Annotated in this window: 18 protein-coding genes and 1 CRISPR repeat array (1 of these 19 only partly in view); of the genes, 12 read left to right on the forward strand and 6 right to left on the reverse strand. The window is 57.7% G+C overall.

What is annotated here, in order from left to right; genetic code table 11:
- Positions 1-4: 4 nt before the first annotated feature.
- From ACFQY0_RS18085 to ACFQY0_RS18095, 3 genes are read right to left on the reverse strand one after another with little or no spacing between them, the layout of a single operon-like run.
- Positions 5-958, reverse strand: coding sequence for a tetratricopeptide repeat protein (locus ACFQY0_RS18085; protein ID WP_379715280.1), 954 nt, complete (start codon positions 956-958; stop codon positions 5-7).
- A gap of 15 nt (positions 959-973) precedes the next feature.
- On the reverse strand, positions 974-1,882 hold the full coding sequence (locus tag ACFQY0_RS18090) for an ABC transporter permease (protein WP_379715283.1): 909 nt from the start codon (positions 1,880-1,882) through the stop codon (positions 974-976).
- Positions 1,879-2,733 (reverse strand): ABC transporter ATP-binding protein, encoded by an 855-nt coding sequence (locus ACFQY0_RS18095; RefSeq protein ID WP_379715286.1) that lies wholly within the window; start codon positions 2,731-2,733, stop codon positions 1,879-1,881. The genes ACFQY0_RS18090 and ACFQY0_RS18095 overlap by 4 nt, the downstream gene beginning before the upstream one ends.
- A gap of 114 nt (positions 2,734-2,847) precedes the next feature.
- Between ACFQY0_RS18095 and ACFQY0_RS18100 the strand changes: the two genes are divergently transcribed.
- The 11 genes from ACFQY0_RS18100 to ACFQY0_RS18150 all read left to right on the forward strand — a co-directional run bounded on the left by ACFQY0_RS18100 (position 2,848) and on the right by ACFQY0_RS18150 (position 14,126).
- On the forward strand, positions 2,848-3,660 hold the full coding sequence (locus ACFQY0_RS18100; RefSeq protein ID WP_379715289.1) for a hypothetical protein: 813 nt from the start codon (positions 2,848-2,850) through the stop codon (positions 3,658-3,660).
- A gap of 160 nt (positions 3,661-3,820) precedes the next feature.
- On the forward strand, positions 3,821-4,465 hold the full coding sequence (locus tag ACFQY0_RS18105) for a 3D domain-containing protein (protein ID WP_379715292.1): 645 nt from the start codon (positions 3,821-3,823) through the stop codon (positions 4,463-4,465).
- 18 nt (positions 4,466-4,483) lie between these two features.
- Positions 4,484-5,137 (forward strand): endonuclease III, encoded by a 654-nt coding sequence (nth, locus tag ACFQY0_RS18110; protein WP_379715296.1) that lies wholly within the window; start codon positions 4,484-4,486, stop codon positions 5,135-5,137.
- Between the two features lie 143 nt (positions 5,138-5,280).
- The gene (locus ACFQY0_RS18115) at positions 5,281-6,063 is read left to right on the forward strand and encodes a MotA/TolQ/ExbB proton channel family protein (RefSeq protein ID WP_379715299.1); all 783 of its coding nucleotides are present in this window, start codon (positions 5,281-5,283) and stop codon (positions 6,061-6,063) included.
- 76 nt (positions 6,064-6,139) lie between these two features.
- A complete protein-coding gene (locus tag ACFQY0_RS18120) occupies positions 6,140-6,589 on the forward strand; it encodes an ExbD/TolR family protein (RefSeq protein ID WP_379715302.1) in 450 nt (149 codons plus the stop codon).
- A gap of 26 nt (positions 6,590-6,615) precedes the next feature.
- Positions 6,616-7,080: an ExbD/TolR family protein gene (locus ACFQY0_RS18125; protein WP_379715305.1), complete on the forward strand. Its 465-nt coding sequence runs from the start codon at positions 6,616-6,618 to the stop codon at positions 7,078-7,080.
- Positions 7,081-7,216: 136 nt separating this feature from the next.
- Complete coding sequence (locus ACFQY0_RS18130) at positions 7,217-10,207, forward strand: tetratricopeptide repeat protein (protein WP_379715308.1); 2,991 nt, start codon at positions 7,217-7,219, stop codon at positions 10,205-10,207.
- A gap of 20 nt (positions 10,208-10,227) precedes the next feature.
- Entirely contained in the window at positions 10,228-11,238 is a 1,011-nt protein-coding gene (locus ACFQY0_RS18135) for a Mul1B family putative transporter subunit (protein ID WP_379715311.1), read from the forward strand.
- A 575-nt stretch (positions 11,239-11,813) separates the two neighbouring features.
- Positions 11,814-12,158, forward strand: a complete 345-nt coding sequence (locus tag ACFQY0_RS18140) for an SH3 domain-containing protein (RefSeq protein ID WP_379715314.1) — start codon at positions 11,814-11,816, stop codon at positions 12,156-12,158.
- Positions 12,159-12,416: 258 nt separating this feature from the next.
- On the forward strand, positions 12,417-13,505 hold the full coding sequence (locus ACFQY0_RS18145) for a L,D-transpeptidase family protein (RefSeq protein ID WP_379715317.1): 1,089 nt from the start codon (positions 12,417-12,419) through the stop codon (positions 13,503-13,505).
- 273 nt (positions 13,506-13,778) lie between these two features.
- Complete coding sequence (locus ACFQY0_RS18150) at positions 13,779-14,126, forward strand: P-II family nitrogen regulator (RefSeq protein WP_379715320.1); 348 nt, start codon at positions 13,779-13,781, stop codon at positions 14,124-14,126.
- 157 nt (positions 14,127-14,283) lie between these two features.
- On the opposite strand, the gene ACFQY0_RS18155 is transcribed toward ACFQY0_RS18150, so the two are convergent.
- Together ACFQY0_RS18155 and ACFQY0_RS18160 are read right to left on the reverse strand one after the other, a co-directional pair.
- Positions 14,284-15,024, reverse strand: a complete 741-nt coding sequence (locus tag ACFQY0_RS18155; protein ID WP_379715323.1) for a M14 family metallopeptidase — start codon at positions 15,022-15,024, stop codon at positions 14,284-14,286.
- 16 nt (positions 15,025-15,040) lie between these two features.
- Entirely contained in the window at positions 15,041-16,171 is a 1,131-nt protein-coding gene (locus ACFQY0_RS18160) for a citrate/2-methylcitrate synthase (protein ID WP_379715326.1), read from the reverse strand.
- 125 nt (positions 16,172-16,296) lie between these two features.
- On the opposite strand from ACFQY0_RS18160, the gene tsaB reads away from it, so the two are divergent.
- Positions 16,297-16,950 (forward strand): tRNA (adenosine(37)-N6)-threonylcarbamoyltransferase complex dimerization subunit type 1 TsaB, encoded by a 654-nt coding sequence (gene tsaB / locus ACFQY0_RS18165; protein WP_379715329.1) that lies wholly within the window; start codon positions 16,297-16,299, stop codon positions 16,948-16,950.
- Between the two features lie 19 nt (positions 16,951-16,969).
- On the opposite strand, the gene ACFQY0_RS18170 is transcribed toward tsaB, so the two are convergent.
- The gene (locus tag ACFQY0_RS18170; protein ID WP_379715332.1) at positions 16,970-18,409 is read right to left on the reverse strand and encodes a DUF481 domain-containing protein; all 1,440 of its coding nucleotides are present in this window, start codon (positions 18,407-18,409) and stop codon (positions 16,970-16,972) included.
- A 159-nt stretch (positions 18,410-18,568) separates the two neighbouring features.
- A CRISPR array of direct repeats spans positions 18,569-19,701; the repeat unit is 33 nt; unit sequence GTTTCAATCCGCGCCCCCCGTGAAGGGGGCGAT; it runs 1,899 nt beyond the window's last position.

Here is a 19,701-nt window from a genome sequence, read left to right on the forward strand (position 1 = left end):
GCTGCTACCAGGGATTGAAAGGGTTCTCTTCGAGTTCTTCGCGCTGCTTGAAAACACTTTTATCAGCGGGAATGCTGAGTCGCGATTCAAGTTTTTTGAGGATTTCAGCCATGCCGTCTGTTGGGAAATTCTTGCGAATCTCAAGGTAGTAAGGCGTCAATTGCTCGTAGGCCTCGGTTTCACTGCCGAAGATGTCAAGTGCAAGCTGGTAGGTGTCGCCAGATGGATTGGCCCGATGTTCGAGTGCAAAGGCGAGTGCGTTCATGGTGGGAACGCGGCCACGAGGTTGCTTGCGGCGCTCGCGGATGATCTCCAAAGCCTCGTCTTCCCGCCCCGGCACCCGGGCAAGCGCGTAGGCGGCGCCATTCTGAACGAAAGGAAGGGCATTCCCCGCCTTCACCGCATTGACATAGGCATCGGCGGATTTTTCGTAATCAATGAGCTTGTTAGGATCGGAGTAGATCCAGCCGAGTCGTGACCAGAGATACCAGCTGTCGGGATTCTGCTTGGTGCCTTCTTCGAGAAAAGCTGTGCCTCTCTCGATCCACGCCCGCCATTCGGCGCGACGGCGAAGTTCCGGGAGGTCGCTGGATGTCTGGTAGTAGGCGGCGGCGTTGTAGGCCATGTGCCAGGATCCGGTGTCCCAGTAGTAATCGGTATTCGGTGCGAGCTGAACGATGGTTTCGTAGGTGTCGGCCAGCTGAACCCAGCGCTGATTTTCGAAGAAAGTGAAGGCGCGGAGGTTCAGGACGGTGGCGACCAGAGTGCGCAACCCGCCGAGCGAAACGGCCCAGAATCCCTGCCCCACCTTCTTGCGGGTCTCAATGTTGAGCGGCTTGGAAAGCAAGCCCTGGGTCCGGAGGTCTTCTGTTAGAGCCTGCTCAAGCGGCATCCGAACGATCCCCGCGACGACCAGAACGGAAGCGGCAGCGGTGAGGCGACGGAGTGTGGTATTCATCGTTCGGGAAACGGATCAGAATTCCTTTCGGGCAAAAATGATCCACGAAGTGAAGGTGTAGATCACGCAGTAGAAGAGGGTCACCCCGGCAATCTTCAGCAGCATTCCGGCTTCGAGGAGCTTGCCCTCGATGATCGAATCGACGACGTTGAAGAGCTGCAGGTCAGGAAGCACGACCGATATCGCGCCCGAGCCGACTCGGCCAAGTGCGCCGGTGCCGGAGAAATAGAAGTCGCGGGCGTCGGCCTGGAAGAAGCCGACGAAGAGAATCATGAATCCGACGACCGCGGTGAAAAGGGTGCTCGTCGAGAAGGTCGAGAGAAGGAGGGCGACGGCGGCCATCACTGCCGCGCGGAAAAAGACCACGAGCACGCCGGCTTGAAGATTCCAGCTGGGCCCCAGTGCCCGGGTTTCAGCGAGGTAGCGCTCCTTCATTTCCGCAGGGTAGCCGGCGGAGTCGGCGAAATGGGCTCGCGTTTCCAAGACTTCATTGGTGCGAAGTTGGAGCACTCCGACCATCAGCAGGTCCATCACGACCATCGAAATGAAGATCAGCGAGGTCACGCCTAACAGCTTGCCGACGAGATAATCGAGGCGCGGCACGGGTTTGGCCAGAATGGTGTAAAGGGTCCGGTCCTCGACGTCTTTCGGTAGCAGCAGACCGGTGGCGACGACGGCCAGCACGAGGGAAAAAAGCCCCATGCAGCCGAGCGAGGTGTTCTTGATCGCGTAGAGCACCTGGACTCCGGCGTTTTCGGGAGCGCTGTTCGTCGGAAGGTCGAGGGAGTTCGAGCCGATGACGATCACGGCAAAGATCGCGAGGAAGTAAAAGACCTTCATGCGCACCAGCTGCGTGAAGGTATTGAACGCCAGCACGGCGATCCGGCGGGGATTCAGAGGTCGGTTGGGAAGGGCCTTGCTCACGAGTCGTCGCGGTTGGTGGTTTGTTCGAGAAAGAGTCGTTCGAGGGTGGTTCGAGGTTTTCCGGAGCCCAGGAATTCTCCTTGGCCGCTTTCCTCTACCAGCTTCCGGATGCGCTCGATCAATTCGGGCGATGCGTCGCGCAGCAGCACTTCGGTCTGCTCTTCGATGGCGAGCATCTCGTCGAGTCGGCCTTCCTTGACCATCCGGCCTTTGTAAATGATGCCGACTCGATCGCAGACCTCCTGAACTTGCTCTAACAAGTGGGAACAGAGGAAAACGGTGATGCCGCGTTCTTTCAACGCCAGAATGAGATCGCGGATCTGCCGGGAGCCCACGGGGTCCACGCCGGCGGTCGGCTCGTCCAGGATCACCAATCGTGGTTCCTGAATCAGTGCTTGAGCGAGGCCGATGCGCTGCAGCATGCCTTTCGAATAGCCACCAAGCCGCCGGTCGCGCGCGCCTTGAAGATCGACGAGATCGAGGAGTTCGGAAATTCTTTCCTCCAGGCTCTTTCCCCGGAGTCCGCAGAGTTTCCCATAAAAGGAGAGGGTCTCCGCGCCGGTGAGATGCTTGTAAAAATAGGGATTCTCGGGAAGGAAGCCGACCTGTTGGCGGGAGTCGACTTCGAGCGAGTCGGCATCAAAAATCCGGCAGCTGCCTGAAGTGGGAGCGACCAGGCCGAGCAGGGCCTTCATCGTCGTCGATTTGCCGGAGCCGTTCGGACCGATCAGTCCGTAGACTTCTCCGGCTGCGATCTGGATCGACACGTCGTCAACGGCTTTCACCGGCGTGCCACGAAAGCTCGGGTGGAAGACCTTGACCAGGTTTTGGATATCAACTGCTGAAGCCATGGGCCGAGGGAAAGATAAGAGGGCATCGGTCTCACTGGCAACGTGTTTCCCGGTAATGATTCCCTCAATCATGAGCTTGCCTTTTCGGAGGCGGCCGTTGAGGCTCCGGACACGATGAAAAAAATTCTATCTTTGATGGTGATGATGATGGCCATGGCACTCACCAGTTGTATCGAGCACCACGTCGTCATCCTTCTCAATAAGGATGGAAGCGGCACGATCACCGAGGAAACAAGCTTCGGCGGGCAGGCCGTGGCGATGATGGAGCAGATGGCTGCGATGGGTGGCGAGGCCGCAGGGGATCCGCTCGGCGATATGGTCGATGAAGCAAAAGCCAAGGAAAAGGCGGCCTCGATGGGTGAGGGCGTGACTCTCAGCAAGGTGGAGAAAATCGACGAAGGTGGGCGCAAAGGCGGCCGGGTCGTCTATGCCTTCAAGGACATCAACAAGGTCAAATACCAGTTCGGCGACGCCGTTTCAGAGATGGGTGACGAAATGAAACCGCCCGGAGCAGAAGATGAAAAAGCGCCAGAGGAAGTTCCCATGACCTTCGTTTACAAAGACAACGTCCTCAAGCTCGCCAATCCGGGTGCGGGGAAAGATGCCGCTGCTGGATCGGACGAAGAAGCGGGTGAGGAGCTCGACGAAACTGGTCTGGAGATGGCCAAACAGATGATGGGAGACATGAAAATGTCGATCAAGCTGGAGCTGCCGGGTGGTATTGCCGAAACCAATGCCAGCCACGTCGACGGCAACACCATCACCTTCATGGAGATGGAGATGGGCAAATTGTTGGAGGATCCAGAGAAATTCAAAGCCTTCTCCAAGGCAAAGCCCGAAACCCCTGCCGCCATGCAGGAAGCTCTCAAGGGTGTGGAAGGCGTGAAAATCGAGACCAAAGAGGAAGTCAACGTGACCCTCAAATAAGGCCTTTCCTTTCCACCGACTTGTCAGGGCAGCGTAAATACATTTGGTGCCAAATCTCCTAACAGTCACCTTTTGGTTTGCTGTCCGGAGGTTTGGCGCGTAGAAACGCCGAGTCGCCCGATTAGAAACCCCTGATGATCAGGGATTCCTAAAGATCTGTATGCTACCACGTTTTCTTCTTCTCGCCCTGTCCGTGCTGCTTTTTGCCAGTTGTGGATCCGACGTCGACCTTGTTTCAAAAGAACGCGCCCTGAGTGGGAAGGCCCGCTATTTCGGTAGTTCGGGCGGGGGCTACAGCACCGCTCCTCCATCAGAGAAAGTGGTAAGCAGTGGTCATTCGAAGCCCAAGGACAAGCATGGCATGCCGCTTTATTCGAACGAGCGCGTCCGTCACGTCCGCACCACGGCGTATCATTGTGCTGAAGCTGATCACATCCAGTATGGCTCAATGAATGCCACCGGTACTCCCTTGAAGTATTCGGATCGTGTTCGAAGCGCTGCGGCCGACTGGTCGGTTTACCCGGTAGGAACGGTTTTCAAAATCAAGGGCATGTCCCAACTTTTTGTCGTGGATGATTACGGCTCGGCGCTCACGGGCACCGGCACCATCGACATTTACACACCGAGTGCGGGTCACATGAATGCATGGGGTCGCCGCAATGTGGAAATCGCGATCGTCCAGTGGGGATCCTATGCCCGGAGTGCTCAGTTGCTTTCCAAGCGCACGAGCTATTCCCACTGCCGCCAGATGTATGTGGCGATTCAGAGAAAGACCGGCGGAAATACAGCCACGGCTTCTCGTTGATCTGAGCGGTCGGAATTCATGACCAAGGCTGAGCGCGCGGCGCACGTGGATCGTCGACTCAACGAGCTGTATCCGGAAACACCGGTGCCTCTCGATCATCGTGATCCCTATACCTTGTTGATCGCGGTTCTGCTGTCCGCCCAGTGCACCGATCTGAGGGTGAATCAGATCACGCCGGCACTCTTTGATCTCGCCGACACGCCGGAGGAGATGATGAAGGTGCCGGTTGAAAAAATCCGTGAGATCATCCGGCCTTGCGGATTGTCGCCTCGGAAATCACAGGCGATTTCCACCTTGTCGAAAATGTTGGTCGAGGATCACGGCGGGAATGTTCCCTGTGATTTTCCTGCCTTGGAATCACTGCCGGGCGTCGGGCACAAGACGGCCTCCGTGGTCATGGCTCAAGCATTCGGCATCCCGGCCTTCCCGGTGGACACTCACATCCACCGTCTTGCTCAGCGCTGGAAACTAACAGATGGGAAAAATGTCGAAGGTACGGAGCGCGACTTGAAGCGCCTTTTTCCACGTGATCGGTGGAATGCCTTACATCTTCAAATAATTTTCTATGGTCGCGAGCACTGCACGGCGCGCGGTTGCGATGGGACCATCTGCCTTCTCTGCCGAGAGCTTTTTCCTCGTCGTCGACTGGGAGTCAGTGTGAAAAAGCCATAGCGAGTCGCCAATTAGAGCGGTCGAAATCCTCTTCTCAAAGAAAAACTCGTGTCAATACGTTCAAATTTGAAATCTATACTTGCCCAGAATGATCCGATTCTGAGAATGCCCCATCAACTCATTGAGTAACCCCTAGCCAAAACATGATCGAAAAACTTTCCTTCCGTTCAACCCGCCTTACGGCCGTTGTCGCCACTTCCTTCCTTGCCAGTGCGCCAATGCTATTCGCGCAGGATGCGCCGAAGGACAAAAACGCCCTTGAGACCTACGTGCTTGCCGGTGGTCCGACCATGATCTTCATCGGTCTCGCAGTGGTGGCTCTGATCGCACTCTGCGTTTTCAACTTCATCAATCTGACGAAGCCGAAGTTCTGCCCGGATGATCTCAAGGCTGCTCTCATGGATCACATGGCCAACTGCCGCGTGCGTTCCGCCATTGAGCTTGCCGCTTCCCATCCTTCCTACCTCGGCCGGATGCTCGCCTACTCGCTCCCTAACATCGATGCGACTCGCCCCGAAGATCTTGGCCGCGACCACATCGAGGACGCGATCGCCGACTTCTCAATCAACGAGAACCGTCGCTCAATGACTTGGATCAACTACATCTCGCTGGTCGCCCAGGCGGCCCCGATGCTCGGACTCCTCGGAACCGTTATCGGTATGGTCGGCGCCTTCGGAACCCTGAGTGATTCCGGTCAGGCCGATCCAAGCATGCTTGCCGGTGATATTTCCGTGGCCCTCCTCACGACGATGTGGGGTCTGATCACGGCGATTCCCGCCCTGCTCGCCTACTTCTTCTTCAAGAACAAGCTGAACAACCTCGTCGCCGATTGCCAGCACGTGGCTGAAGAGCTGCTTAACGCTTCCATTCAAACCGTCAATCAGGACGCATATCTTGCCAAGATTCCTGAAGGCATCGCCGTTTGAACCTGATGAAGGGAGTGGCTCCGTAAACTGAGCCGCTCCATCTCATCGCTTCCTTTTCAAACGCAGACTCCACTCCATGGCATCCTCTTCCAAACTCCGCGCAGCCAAAGCCGACGAAGGCGAAGATCTGGCGATCGACATGTCGCCCATGATCGACATGGTCTTCCTGCTGCTGATCTTCTTCCTGGTCAATGCGACGATGATCATCGTCAAAATGGACCCCGAGGTCGAACCACCCGTGGCCAAGAACTCGATGAAGGCCGAGGATGGCAATGGCCGAATCGTCATCAACATTCGTCAGGAAGGTGAGCTTTACAGCGAAGCCGGTGAGGAACTCACTGATGACGACGTGATCGATCTCGTGACCAAGGAGAAGGATGTCATTGTCCAGCAGGGCTACGAGCCCAAGCTTCACCTGCGTGGTGACAAGCGTGCGGTCTTCAAGCATTGCCGCAAGGTGCTGCGTCTCTCCGCCAAGGCGGGCGTGGATAAGGTCGTCTTCGCCACCTACAACTTCGAAAAGTGAGCGACCCCTTCAACCTTTAAGATTCCATGGCACGCCACCGACGTTCAGAAAAACCGATTGAGGATGAGCCAAAGCTCGATATCTCCTCACTGATTGACGCGACTTTCCTGTTGCTCATTTACTTCCTTGTTACGACGACGATCCAGCCGCGCGAGCAGGACGTGCAAATGACATTGCCGGCAGCGGCACCAAGTGAGACGCCGCCAGAAATCGAGCCGCGTTTGATTAAGATCGACTCGAATGGAGCCATTTTCAGCGGAACGGGTGCTTCCCAGCTCCCGATGGATTCCGATGTGGATGTGCATGAGCTGCCCATGCTGACGGCTGAATTGCGGGCTTACAAGGAAGCCGCGGATTCAACCAACAGCGTGCCGCTGGTTCAAATCTATGCCGACGGTGGCGCGACCCAGCAGCGGGTTATCGACGTTCTCAATGCATTAGCCGGTGTTGAAATCACGAAAGTGACTTTCACCGATTTGATGGATGAGTAGCGATCCGAAGGCTTTTTCGGCCCATTGGGGCCAATCATCCCCAAGACTTTTGAGCGCCACTTCGTTCCTCCCTTGCGGAGTATGCGAGTCGGCGCTCTTCTATTAAATCCCAGACCAATCAACTAAGACCACAGCCATGAATCCTTTCCGGCGAATCCTATCACCTCTCCTCGGCGCAGTGCTTGCGGCCACCTTTGTGGCGGCACCCGCCAAAGCGCAGCTTGAGGACACCCCGCAGTCCTTGAATGCCCAGGCCACCAACGAAATGAAGGTCGGCAACTGGGCGGAAGCCCACAAGCTGCTTCAGAAGTGCACCGACCGGTTCGAGTCGGTGGCGCTCCAGCTGTATGGGCCCCAGTTCGGTGTCACCTGGTACCGCAAGGGCTACTGTGAGCTGAAGCTGAAGATGTACGACGATGCCATGAAGTCCTTTGAGGTGTGCTACAAGAAGTACACCAACAAAAACAAAGAGGGCGGCGGAAACGTCTATAACAAGAAGGCGCTTCTCTACTGGGGGCAGGCAGCTCAGGGCGCCGAGGATTGGGCGCTCGCGATCCGCATGTATAAGAAGTTCCTCGAAGAACGCGACAAGACGAAAGAGGCCGACAGCTATCAGCGCGGTGCGTTCTACATCTGGATGTCGATCTGCAATTTCAAACTGGAGAACATCCCCGAGGGCGTCCAGCACTTCGAGACAGCCCTGAAGAACAAGGTTCAGTTCGCGACGCCTGAAGCAGGCATTGTGGCCGCTTTCCAATCCTTGGTTGATGCGGTCATCGAAAAGCGTGACGAAAAGGCGCTGCTTACCTTCATCGATCAGAACCGTGCGGATATCGTGATCGAGCCATACGACATGCAGCCATATTCGCCGCTGTTCCTTGGTCTCGCGGGCAAGGCTTACAATGCCGACATGGAGCGCAGTGCCTTTGCTCTCTATCAGTTGATTCCACCGACGCAGGTGATGCTTGAAGATGCCGAGTCACGGCTCGCCCGTCTTGGTGGCCGGATTGGGATTAAGGATGGTGCGCGCGTCATCCGGGGCCAGGACCTCAAGGACTCGATTGCCGTTTTGGAAAAGAAGATCAGCTCCGGCGATCCTCACGAAGTCATCCAGCTGAGCGCCACGGCCTTCCTTCACGAAAAGCACGGCAACGTCCGGGGTGCCTTCGCCGCTTACGAACAGCTTGAGTTGCTTTACTCGAAGAGCAGCAAGCGTGAAAAACACCTCTACAACCTCACTCGGACCGCTTCGATGATCGGCGAGATCCTTTCGACCGAGAAATACGGTTCGCTCTTCCTGAGAACTTTCCCCGATTCCGAACACGTTCCTGCGGTTCGGAGGATGATGCTGACCTCGCTCTTCTACGGTGGCGAGTATGTGAAATGCATCGAGATCGCCAAAATCATGCTTCCCAAACTGGAAGGCAGCGCTCCAAGCAAGGAGCACGACATCTGCCTGCACGTGCTGGGTGGTAGCTATTACTACACGGGCGACTACAAGGAAGCTCAGCCGCTCCTCGATCAACACGTCGAGCAGTATCCGGAGAGTTCCTTCGAAGTTGCCTCACTCTATTTTCAGGCATCGAACTACTCGCGCCTCCAGTTCTGGAACAAGTCGGCCAAGCTTCTCGACGCGTTCCTCACGAAGCATCCTGATGCCGGGAAGAACATCTACCTGCCCTTCGCGCTCTACGATCGCGCCAATTGTCACTACGCGCTGGATGAGCCCGATGCGGCGCTCGCCAAGCTCAACCGTCTGGAGAGCGAATTTCCAGATGCGGAGATCATGGACATGGCGCTCAACCTGAAGGGCAACGTTCTTCAGAGTCAGGGTGAAAAGCAGGCCGCCGAGGAGTACTACATCAAGTCCCTGGCCCTCGCCGAGCGTCGTGAAAACGACATCGTTGCCGGTGAGGCCCTCTATTACCTGATCGCGATGCTCGGTGAGAAACCGAAGAAGAAGGATGATCCCAACCGCATGGATGAAGCCATTCCCTACTCGGACAAGTTCTGGGAAAAGTATGGTGACTCATCACCTTACAAGGCCCAGGTCGCCGTGGCTCAGGTTTACGCACTGGGTGCTGCCGGACGGGGTGAAGAAGCCCTCAACCGTCTGCGTGATGTGATCGCCGAGATGGCGACTCGTCCGGGAGCGGCCGGTTTGGAAGAAGCCATCGGTTCCTACACCGAGGTCTATCTGGAAAGCCACACGCCGGAAGAGCTGAAGAATCACTACTACAATTTCCCGAAGATCAAACCTGCCAACAAGGCGGCCCGCGCGCTCTTGCGAATCGCGGTCATCGGCGTCTTTGAAGACCAGATCAAGGAAGCAGGCGATGACGAGCAGAAGAAGATCAAGGCCGAAGCCGGGATCACCGTGCTCTTCCGGGATCTCAAGAACGAGTTCGATGTGAAGGACCTTTCGAACTTCATCCTCGTCCGTGTGGGTGACTTCATCCGTGATACCAACAGCCCGAGAGAGGCGATCGCCTATTACGACGAGGTTCTCAATCGCGACGACAAGTCTTATAGCTTCCCGGCGCTCTTCGGACGCGCGGCGGTGCTTGCCCAGGGATCGAAAGCGGATCAGGCCAAAGCCATTGAGGACTTCAAGCGGGTCCTCGCCGATGCCCAGGACAAGGAAGACAAGGACCGCGCCCTCTATCAGATGATCGTCACCCAGATGGCGATGGGCGAACATGAAGCTGCCAAGGAGAACGCCCGACTCTATCTCGATCGCGAAAAGGGCTTTGCCTCCCGCAAGATGGAAGTCTCGATGCTGCTCGCTCAAGCCTACGATCAGATGGGCATGGTGAACGACGCACTTGCTGCCTACGTCGCGGTTTGGAACACCTACAAGGGGGCGCTCCGAGTCTCCGTTCCCGCCCTGAAGCGCTACATGGAGCTTCTCTGGCAGCGCAATCAGACCGGGGACAAGGTGGCCGACCGTCAAGGAGCCTACAACGCGGGCCGCACCTTCATCGATCTGACTCGCGGAATCCTCGATAAGGCGACTCAGGAAGAAGTCGATCAGTGGAAGGACCTGGAAGAACTCGTCAATGAGTACGTCGCTGACCCGAGCGTGAAATCAAAGGAGGAACTCGCTGAAGAAGCCGGAAAACGCTGAAGCCAAAACTCAGAACCGTTATGAAAACCATTTTTCTTACCACTCTTGTCGCAGCTGTCTGTGCGTCTTCGGCCGCACTGGCCCAGCGTTTCCAGCAGGAAGCACTCCTGATCTTCGAAGATGAAAAATTCGAGAAGGTTTGGATCGCCGATGCAAACAAGGCGAAGTTCCTCTATTACACGACCATCAATGGTGTCGATCAAAGCACCATGCTGGTGAGCAAGCCGCGCTCGATCTGGCTGATGGAGCCTGCGGAGTACACCGAAGCGATGGAGCTCTATCAGGCCCGCAAGTACGAGGAAGCTCGTAGCAAGTTTGCGGCGGTTCGTGAAAGCTACATCAAGCTCAGGACGCTGCCCGACAACCATTCCGCGCTGGCCGCGTTTTACGAGATGGAGTGCCTGAGAAAGCTCGGGAAGCTCGATGAGCTTGCCAAGGTTCAGGAACTCTTCGTGCCCGACGACCGGAATAGCCTGACTCGTGAAAATCAGTTGGCACAGTTGGACCTCTACACGCTTTGGGATGCTGCCAGAACCAAGGACTGGGCCCGGCTTGAGCTGCTGTGCATTGAGAAGTTGGACACCAAGATGCCTGGCTATCAGCGAGCCCAGGTTGGTTACTGTCTGGGCCTTGCCCTGGAAGGTCAGCAGAAGGTGATCCCTGCGATCAATGCCTACAACATCGCGATGACGGCCGACACCGGAACTTCGGAAATTCTCACTCAGAAGGCGGCGGAGAATGCGCTGCGTCTTTACGGAACGGATCCGGCAGTGCAGCAGGCGATCCGACTCTACGGGACCCCGGATGAGGAGCCGAATTCCCTGGGCTCACAGCGTTTGGGCGAGGCGGCCTCGCTGGCGGCTCTGTTTGAGATGACCTTGGGTGGCGGCAAGCCGCTTTCAGCGGAAGCCAAGGCCTTGCTCAAGTACCTGCCCGACGCCCCAGCGAAGCCCAAAGCAGCGCCGGCTGAGGACGCGAAGAAGGAAGACGCCAAAAAGCCTGCTCCCAAGAAGGACGGCAAGAAGAAGTGAGTTAGGCTTCCCACACGAGCATTTCAACGGACGGTTTGGCTCTGCCAGGCCGTCCGTTTTTGTTTGCTGCTATCGATCCGTCAGACCCGGAAAGTTGTCTTGGTTTTCACGAGCTCGCCTTCAGCCGGAAGGCGGCGGTGAGCACGGAAGTTGCCGAGAGCTTGGCAAGGAGGGCGGATCACCACGGCCGAAGAGGGAAAAAACCCATAAATCCCTCTCCGACCGTGGTTCGTCATGAGGACCAAAGGGTAAACCCAAGAAACCTAAGGCCCATCATGAAAACCATCCGCACCTGAATGAGAAGCAAGCGGGATGCCAATGCGTGATCCACGGATTGGATTTGAAGTAGAAGTTTCCGCATATCTTCCGCTTCAGACCTGGAATTTTCCGCGAGATGAACGGAATCCATGGGAGCGGAATTTCGAAATAAGGGCGGCTCATGAAGGCCTCAAGTGATGAGGTATTTCACTGAGACGGCCGACATGCCATCGGGTCGGAGGATGATTGGAAGAAGGACCATGGAGGCGATGAGATGTGGCTTGGATCGCCGGCGGGCTTGGGTGCATGATTTCCTCATGCCGAAGTTTACCGCAAATGCCGACTACGAGGAAAAGGACAGCAATCCGATGAATCTGAGTGCAGGGAGTGAAGTGACCGTGGGCCCGGTGGACCGGGCTTGGCCGGGTTGGGTCTGGGCAGAGGATTCGAGAGGGCGCCATGGTTATGTGCCGGAAAAGATCCTCGAACCCACGGGAGAGGGACGCTTCGCCTCGATGGAGGACTTTGACCCGAGCGTTCTGACGGTGAAGCGAGGCGATACCCTCGAGTCACTCGAGCAGATTGACGGCTGGCACTGGTGCCGAAACGAATCCGGCGTGGAAGGCTGGGTGGCGGGCTATTTGCTGCGTCCCAGTGAGTAAAAATGAGCCGGGGGCTTGAGGTTCCGGATTCCTGATGGTAATCCGATCTCCTTGAAATGGAGCGATGGCTGTCGATGGCGAACTTGTCTGGCGTTTTGGATCGCTCTGACCAGGTTTTCCGTCGCCACGCCCTCCTGTCTGACGTCCGAGGCACTCGCTACTCAAGGCGTCGCGTCAATCCGTGAGGGCTCCACAGGAACATCGAGCGCTGCCGGCTTGAACTGGCAGGTTTGCGAGGATCCTGCGCCGCATAAGCGAGTGCTCAGCCCATCTGAGGCTCGCCTGGCGAAAGAGCTGAAGGACGCGTACGCGCGGCGTGATCGATCGGAGTGCGAAAGGCTTCTCAGGCTGGGCGCGGACCCTTCTCCAAGCGCATCAGACTGTCTGATCCGTCAGGCTGCGAAGGATGATGAAATTGGGGCGCTTCATCTGTTTCTAGCGTATCGGGAAGTTCCGGAAGGCATGCTTTATGAGTTCAGTGGCGTGGGGAAGACCCACATCGCGTCCCTTTTGCTGGCCCATGGAGCCAATCCGAATCCAAGCCGCGCACCCTTTCTTAATACGCCATTCAGCCATGCCCTTTGGTGGGGAAATGAACGCCTGGCCTGTCGTCTCCTCGACGCAGGTGCAAGTCCGACCGTCCCGTCCATTGGGCAGCAGACTCCGCTAGTGGTGGCGATTGCGTTGGGGCGGCGTGAGGTGGTGCGTTGTCTGTTAGAGCGCGGCGCCAATCCCAATGCGGAAATCGAAACGCCGGTGTCTGCTGATTTTCTCAAGTTGGTTCGGGGGAGGACGATGAACTGGCTATTGCGAAAGGACAGCCGGATCACTCCGCTGATGCTGGCGGCGGATAGCGGTTCTTTGGAGATGGTGGCCGCGCTGCTGGATCATGGTGCCAAGATCAATGTTTGGACCCGTCGCGCATCGATCTGGCCGATCAATCTTGCGGCCGACCACGACGATATCAGAATGATGCGTTTGCTGCTTGGGAAGGATCCCCATGTCGAGGAGCGCAGGGTCGAGATCAGCCTGTCCGAGCAGCGTCTCCGGCTGTTCTCCGCTGCTGGAGAAGTGGTGTTCTCTACCCGCATTTCGACGGGTAAAGACGGTTTCCAAACGCCCTTGGGCGAGTATGCCATCACTAATCGTCATCGCTCCTGGACCTCGACGATTTACCGCAGCCACATGCCCTTTTTTCAGCGTCTGAGTTGCCGGGATTTTGGATTCCATGAAGGTGAGGTGCTGGATCAACCCGCGTCCCATGGCTGCATCCGCGTGCCGCCGGGAAATGCTTCCAGGCTGTTTGCGATGACCCAGCTGGGAGACCGTGTGAGGATTCTCCCGTGACCGAGAACTACTGCGGAATATCGCTGGATATGAGACTGTCTAACAACATTTGCCCCCTGAAATTCCTGCCATCATGCGCGGGGATTTGCCGGCACCGAATCCGTCGCAATGATCTGCAATTCGTCCGAGGAATTGAGGGAAGAATCGCCTGCTGCCCGGATTTCCTCTCGCCAAGGGAAGGCGAGGAAACTAGCTTTTACACAGTTTTAAAAATTTCCCAATCTCAGTTGGCACGGGCCATGCTGAAACTACTCTCGACCATACCGCCGAACCATGAAAAAAATCGAAGCGATCATCAAACCGTTCAAGCTTGAGGAAGTGAAGGAATCCCTCGCCGAAGTAGGCATCCAGGGCATGACTGTCACAGAAGTTAAAGGCTTCGGCCGCCAAAAGGGCCACACTGAAATTTATCGGGGTTCCGAGTACACGGTGGACTTCCTCCCTAAGGTAAAAATCGAAATCATTGTCGATGACGAGCAAGCCGGCACCGTAGCGGAAGCCATCGTCAAGAGCGCCAATACCGGCAAGATCGGCGACGGTAAGGTGTTCATCTCACCTGTTGAAGAAGCCATTCGCATTCGTACCGGTGAGACGGGTTCGTCTGCGGTTGCTGTGAACTGATTACCCCATCAGCTTTCTTTCTATCCTCCCGGTCGTTGTCATTGGCGACCGGGATTTTTTGTGCCTGCACGGCGCGCCAATCGGGACCGTGGAGGGGGTGGGGAAGCTCGCGAGGAGAGACGGAGGTGAGCCTCCTCAAGTCGAGACGATGGGGTCCTCAGCTCGCCCTGCGGTGTGCCACGGCTCCCTTCACCGCGGCCATGTGGGCGGCGATGCGGGACGCAAGGTCGGCGCTACTCGGCGTCTCGAAGGTGAAGGACAGGGGGCAACCACGCTTCGCGAGAAAGATCGCCTCGGGCCACAGATCGGGAAAATCAGCGTCCGCATGATGGTAGATCCAGCCGGGAGCGCGGGTCTCGTGATCGTCGATCAGTGCCTCGGGCTCGGGGCGGAACCATGGCCGAACGGCATCGATGATGGCTGCGGCGCGTTCAGGGTGATCATCTCCAAGATTGATTTCGTAAAAATAGAAGCCGCTACTCTCCCAATCTTCGTGAAGTGAGAAAAAACCTTGGGGACAGGGGCGGTTTTCGAACCACTCGGCGTGAGCACGTATCTCGAGGGTTTCGCGGCGCAGATAATCGCGGTTCAGATCGATTCCCCCTGCATTCTCGCGGGTATTGGCAGCGAGACCGGTGGGATTGAGCGCCGGACAGATCGTCCAAGCCAGGTCCCTTTCGAAGAACCCGGAACGGAGAAGCTCCAGCGCGGCAAGGGGGCCGGCGGGTTCATCGCCGTGCATGCCGGCGGAAAGGTAGACCGGCTCACCCTCCGAGCGGCTGGTAAAGGCAAGTATCGGCCCTGCGGCGGTCTGCGCGAGTTCCTCCGTCGTGAATCCTCGCTGCTCCGCCTCGGCGCGGAAGTCGCACAGGAAGGCAGCCGCATCAAAATCACTCACAGCCCGTTCTTTGAACTCAGCGCTGATCGATCGGCGGGACGGGCATCAGCTCGGTCGGGCCGGTGTAAAGCGTCATCGGACGGTAAAGGCGGCTGTCGCGCAGCTGCTCAAGCACCTGAGCGGTCCAGCCGGATGCCCGGGCGATCGCGAAGATCGGGGTGAACAGGTCCGTTGGAATTCCCAGGGAGTAGTAAACGGTGGCCGAGTAGAAATCGACGTTGGCATTGAGGCCTTTGCGCTGGTGCATCGTTTCGGCGATCCGCTCGGACATCTTGATCCACTTCGCTTCGCCAAGCTCCTCGGTGAGCTGCACGGCGAACTTCCGAAGGTGAGGCGCACGCGGGTCGAGCACTTTGTAGACGCGATGGCCGAGTCCCATGATCTTCTCTTTGCGGGCGATCTTCCCTTCGAGATACTCGTCGACCTTATCAAGATCACCAATTTCCTGTAGCATGTGGATCACTCCCTCATTGGCACCTCCGTGGAGAGGGCCCTTCAGCGTGCCAATCGCCGAGGTGATCGCCGAGTACATGTCGGAGAGCGTCGCGATGGTGACGCGTGCGGAGAATGTGGAAGCATTCATGCCGTGGTCGGCATGCAGGGTGAGCGCGACGTCGAGTGTGCGGATGGCGCGATCAGTCGGAACCTCGCCGCTCATCAGGTAGAGGAAATGAGCCGCCTCATTCAGGTCCTCACGGATCGGTGGCAGCTCAAGCCCCTGACGGAAGCGGTGGAAAGAGGCGACGATCACGGGGATCTTGGCGACGATTGACAGCGCGATCGCCGAGTCTTTTTCAAGATCAGGTTCACCCACGGCAGCCCGTTTGTCATAAAGACCGAGCATCGAGACCGCAGTGCGGGTCACATCCATCGGATTGGCGTCTTTCGGCGCGGTGCGGAGAAACTCCGTCACGCCCTCCGGCAACGAACGCTCCGCACGCAAGCGAGCCTGAGCTTCATCCAGCTCGGCCTGATTCGGAAGCTTGCCGCGGTGGAGAAGGTAGATGATTTCCTCGTAGCAGCAGTTTTCGACCAGATCATCGATGTGATAACCGAGGTAGCTCAGGCGTCCTTCTTTACCTTCGACGTTGGATAGAGCGGATTCATTGGCGATGACGCCTTCGAGGCCTTTGGAGTATTCAGTCATGACGGGAAATCTTGGGGAAAAGTATCGGGAGGGACCGCAGGGAAGAAAGCGATTCCTCGGAATTGGCGCAAGGGGGAATCGTAGCAACCTTGCCGGATTCCCGCTTTAAGGGTACAGCCACGGGCGTGCCGCTGATCCTTGCCATCGAATCCAGCACGCCGCGTGCCTCGCTAGCATTGCTGCGTGACAGCACCGTCATTTTCGAGAGCGGTTTCGAAAGCGACCGCAATCACAACTCGATGCTCTTTGAGCCGCTCCAGCAGGCCATTGCGGCACTTGACGGAGCTGCGCTTGAAGCCGTGGTCATCGGAACCGGTCCCGGAAGCTACAGCGGCACCCGCGTCGGAATCGCCGCAGGACAAGGGGTCGCGATGGTCCATGGCTGTCCAGCCGTCGGCCTCAGCTCCCTTCTGGCCACGGGAATTTCTTCGGGAGTAGCCATCGGTGATGCGCGTCGCGGCAGCGCCTGGTGGGCGGATGTCAGGCCTGGCGAAGTGCCCCAGCCCGAGATGCTGGCGACGGCAGAGCTGGCCGGAAAAATCGCCGGATCCGCTCCGGTGTTCTCCTTTGAGGAAACGCAATCATTGGGCTTGCCGGCAGAGCTGGCCGTTCAGAAATGCTGGCCCACCGCGGTGCATTTGGCCGAAGCGTGGCGAGTCATGCCGGATGAGGTGAAGAGGGAGCTCGCCACCCTTCCTCCCCAGCCCGCCTACCTCCGGCCACCCCACATCACCGAAGCGAAGAAAGGGCACCCCTTGCTCCGCTCAGGGAAAATCTAACAAGTCTGCCGGGAACTGGTCAGAACTTCATCGCCAGCGAGCTGACGATGCTCGTGTCGTGGTGATCGCGCAGGGCCGCAGGTTGATTCTCGTAAGTGTAATCCGCACCGAGACGCCAGATCAGTTGCCCGGAAAGTTTTGTGTCGAGCGCCGCACTCACCACGAGGTGGAAATTGTCGAAGTCGGAGATTTCCGAGATATAGACGATCGATTGCTTGAAGCTCACCCGCGAATTGAAGTCGTGATCGAAGCGTTCGGCGGCCGTGACGGAGGTGAAGTCATCGGTAATACGCCCCACTTTTTCAAAGGTGTATGACGGACCGCCTTCAAAGGCCAGAGTGGTGTCCTCCTCTTTGATCAGCTTGTAGCCCGCCAGGAAAGCAGGCGTCAATCGGTAGTCGATCTCGGCCGGAGCATCGCGCGTGTAGGTGAGGCTGCCACCAAGATAGAAGCGCTCACTCATGATCCGGTTGTATTGAAGACGCGAGCTGGTGCGGTCGGTGCTGGTCGCGCCATTGTCCTCCGAAAACGTCTGGGCGAGATCAAAGAAGAATTCATTCTCGTCACTGAGATAAGCCTGATTCCAGGCAAGCTGCAGTGCCATGGAATCCGAATTCCCCTTGTTGAGCGTGAATCCTAGAGCCGCGGTAGCGCTCCATCCCTTTTTGTCCTCCTCTTCATCCTCGTCGTCAGGCATCAGGCTGCGTCGATCGCTGGTGTCGGATTCAGGCTCGGATAGCCCGGAAAAATCATAGGCCAGACCGACCATCAGAGTGGTATCATCATCGCCGCGACCCAGGGCCGGCGAGCCATCAAGACGGTGACGCAGGGACGTGCGCAGAGCCCATTGATCGGTGAGGCGAGTTTCGAACCCAATTTCGAAATCGAGCACGTAGTCGGAAAACTGGTCGACACGGGGGGTGTAGACGAGCGACTGCCACAAGCGGGTCGTGTCGGTGAATTCGTATTCGAAGCGCTGGGCAAAGCGCAGCGTGACGAAGTCGCTGGTAATCCCGCCGCTGTCTTCCCATGCATAGCCAGGACCCGCTTCGAAATCAAGGGTTGTGCGCTCGCTCTCGATGAGATGATAGCCGAGCAGGATGCCCGTATCCACCCGGTAATCGATTGCCGCCACATCATCCTTGTAGAAAGAGGCATTGCCACCGCTGTACCACTTCTCGCTGAAGTCGCGGTTGTATTGGCTGTAGAGCTTGAAGCTGTCGGTGCTCTGAACGCCGTCGTTTTCCGCGTAATACCAGTCGGCACCGATGTAGGCCTCGTTCATTTCATCGAGGTAGGAAGCGAGCACCTGCACCGAATAGGCCGCGGAATCGGAGTTTCCGTCCGAGTAGGAAAGTCCGGCAGCCCCCGTCAGTTCCCAGCCTTGGGGTTCGTCTGCCTGGACCTGGGCAGTAAGGAAGAGAAGGGAGGAGAGGCTCAGTGGTTTGTAACGAAGCATGCCGCCGCCATGCACTAATCGCTCCCCAGGTGCAAGAGAGGAGGGGTTCGGTTTGATTGGGGTCGCTCAGGGCTGGGAGCCTTCTGCAGCCACTGATCCAACCTGCGCCCCCGTGAAGGGGGCGATCGGGCCTCAAGGATACTTCGACCATCTCAGCCAGTTTCAATCCGCGCCCCCCGTGAAGGGGGCGATCAGCGACGGAGCCACCTACCTCGAGCGCCAACTCGTGTTTCAATCCGCGCCCCCCGTGAAGGGGGCGATTATGTCGGGTCGCCTCCCCGCACCCCTCATTTTTGTTTCAATCCGCGCCCCCCGTGAAGGGGGCGATTCTCGCCGTCCGTGCCGTCGAATCCCTGAGAGTAGTTTCAATCCGCGCCCCCCGTGAAGGGGGCGATACACTGACGGCGCGGGGCGCGGGGCAAATTACAGTTTCAATCCGCGCCCCCCGTGAAGGGGGCGATGCCGATCATTCCGCCAAGGATGGCACGCGATGGGGTTTCAATCCGCGCCCCCCGTGAAGGGGGCGATGATCTACGAACTCCCCGAAGGTGCAATGATCGGGGTTTCAATCCGCGCCCCCCGTGAAGGGGGCGATACACTGACGGCGCGGGGCGCGGGGCAAATTACAGTTTCAATCCGCGCCCCCCGTGAAGGGGGCGATGCATGTCCCGGCATAACTCCCACACCCATTTATGTTTCAATCCGCGCCCCCCGTGAAGGGGGCGATTGACCGAGGGCACGAGCTAGAGCCTCAGGCGCGTGTTTCAATCCGCGCCCCCCGTGAAGGGGGCGATTAAATTCCTCCAGCAGCGAGTAAACCAGCGGGCGGTTTCAATCCGCGCCCCCCGTGAAGGGGGCGATCGGCCATCGGGACGACTCGCGACTTGCTAGCGATGTTTCAATCCGCGCCCCCCGTGAAGGGGGCGATTCTCTCGCCGCTACCTCTAACATGTCCCAAGACGTTTCAATCCGCGCCCCCCGTGAAGGGGGCGATGGGATGACTCCCAGGTCACCGACCTACGCGTGACGTTTCAATCCGCGCCCCCCGTGAAGGGGGCGATCACCCTTCGGCGTCGCCTTCTCCGTGATGTCTCGGTTTCAATCCGCGCCCCCCGTGAAGGGGGCGATCCTCCGCTCCCACTGCTAGCCCCGCTGCGCGGAGTTTCAATCCGCGCCCCCCGTGAAGGGGGCGATTTCTGGTGCCGCGGGCGTGGCTCCTTCACTCCTCGTTTCAATCCGCGCCCCCCGTGAAGGGGGCGATGCGCAGCGAGGGTAGCACCACCACGACCACA

This window comes from Haloferula chungangensis, from assembly GCF_042664875.1.
Lineage (GTDB): Bacteria > Verrucomicrobiota > Verrucomicrobiia > Verrucomicrobiales > Akkermansiaceae > Haloferula > Haloferula chungangensis.

Bases quoted from the DNA above. Each gene is read 5' to 3' on its own strand.
- ACFQY0_RS18085 (WP_379715280.1), bottom strand. From the start codon at position 958: ATGAATACCACACTCCGTCGCCTCACCGCTGCCGCTTCCGTTCTGGTC.
- ACFQY0_RS18095 (WP_379715286.1), bottom strand. From the start codon at position 2,733: ATGGCTTCAGCAGTTGATATCCAAAACCTGGTCAAGGTCTTCCACCCG.
- ACFQY0_RS18100 (WP_379715289.1), top strand. From the start codon at position 2,848: ATGAAAAAAATTCTATCTTTGATGGTGATGATGATGGCCATGGCACTC.
- ACFQY0_RS18105 (WP_379715292.1), top strand. From the start codon at position 3,821: ATGCTACCACGTTTTCTTCTTCTCGCCCTGTCCGTGCTGCTTTTTGCC.
- nth (WP_379715296.1), top strand. From the start codon at position 4,484: ATGACCAAGGCTGAGCGCGCGGCGCACGTGGATCGTCGACTCAACGAG.
- ACFQY0_RS18115 (WP_379715299.1), top strand. From the start codon at position 5,281: ATGATCGAAAAACTTTCCTTCCGTTCAACCCGCCTTACGGCCGTTGTC.
- ACFQY0_RS18120 (WP_379715302.1), top strand. From the start codon at position 6,140: ATGGCATCCTCTTCCAAACTCCGCGCAGCCAAAGCCGACGAAGGCGAA.
- ACFQY0_RS18125 (WP_379715305.1), top strand. From the start codon at position 6,616: ATGGCACGCCACCGACGTTCAGAAAAACCGATTGAGGATGAGCCAAAG.
- ACFQY0_RS18130 (WP_379715308.1), top strand. From the start codon at position 7,217: ATGAATCCTTTCCGGCGAATCCTATCACCTCTCCTCGGCGCAGTGCTT.
- ACFQY0_RS18135 (WP_379715311.1), top strand. From the start codon at position 10,228: ATGAAAACCATTTTTCTTACCACTCTTGTCGCAGCTGTCTGTGCGTCT.
- ACFQY0_RS18140 (WP_379715314.1), top strand. From the start codon at position 11,814: ATGCCGAAGTTTACCGCAAATGCCGACTACGAGGAAAAGGACAGCAAT.
- ACFQY0_RS18150 (WP_379715320.1), top strand. From the start codon at position 13,779: ATGAAAAAAATCGAAGCGATCATCAAACCGTTCAAGCTTGAGGAAGTG.
- ACFQY0_RS18160 (WP_379715326.1), bottom strand. From the start codon at position 16,171: ATGACTGAATACTCCAAAGGCCTCGAAGGCGTCATCGCCAATGAATCC.
- ACFQY0_RS18170 (WP_379715332.1), bottom strand. From the start codon at position 18,409: ATGCTTCGTTACAAACCACTGAGCCTCTCCTCCCTTCTCTTCCTTACT.